Origin of the sequence: Pseudomonas sp. F01002, assembly GCF_004402115.1 — a bacterium.
In the GTDB taxonomy this organism is placed as follows: domain Bacteria; phylum Pseudomonadota; class Gammaproteobacteria; order Pseudomonadales; family Pseudomonadaceae; genus Aquipseudomonas; species Aquipseudomonas frigoris.
The window spans coordinates 1-488 of the sequence record NZ_SOPU01000060.1; the positions used below are offsets into that span (position 1 = coordinate 1).

The 488-nt window shown below is 55.3% G+C and carries 1 protein-coding gene; it reads left to right on the plus strand.

From position 1 onward, the window contains the following. Positions 1–66: 66 nt before the first annotated feature. Positions 67–488 (plus strand): reverse transcriptase N-terminal domain-containing protein (locus tag E3W21_RS28770; RefSeq protein ID WP_178084157.1); only part of this gene is annotated, 422 nt, incomplete at its 3' end.

Sequence of the window (488 nt, forward strand, 5' to 3'; positions counted from 1 at the left end):
GCAGACGTCCTCATGGTCTCTCTTCACAAGAGAGTGTGTAGAACCCTTTCAACGGAAGGAGAGCAAATGAACGCAGCAGCATTGGCGTGTGCACCTTCCGGCACGTCGTGGAACGGCATCAGTTGGGCCGACGCTCAACGTCGAGTAAGAGGGCTGCAAGCGCGTATTGTGAAGGCTGTACAAGAAGGCAGGCATAACAAAGCGAAAGCCCTGCAATGGCTGCTGACTCACTCGTTCAGCGGCAAAGTATTGGCCGTGAAACGGGTGTCTGAAAACAAAGGCAAAAACACCCCCGGTGTGGACAAGGTCACTTGGAATACACCAGGGGCCAAGATCGGTGCGATAGCGTCATTGAAGCGGCGAGGCTACTCGCCGCTTCCGCTTCGGAGAGTGCTTATTCCGAAGAAAAACGGCAAGACGAGACCTCTCGGAATTCCCGCGATGAAATGCCGGGCCATGCAGGCGCTTCATTTGCTGGCTCTGGAACC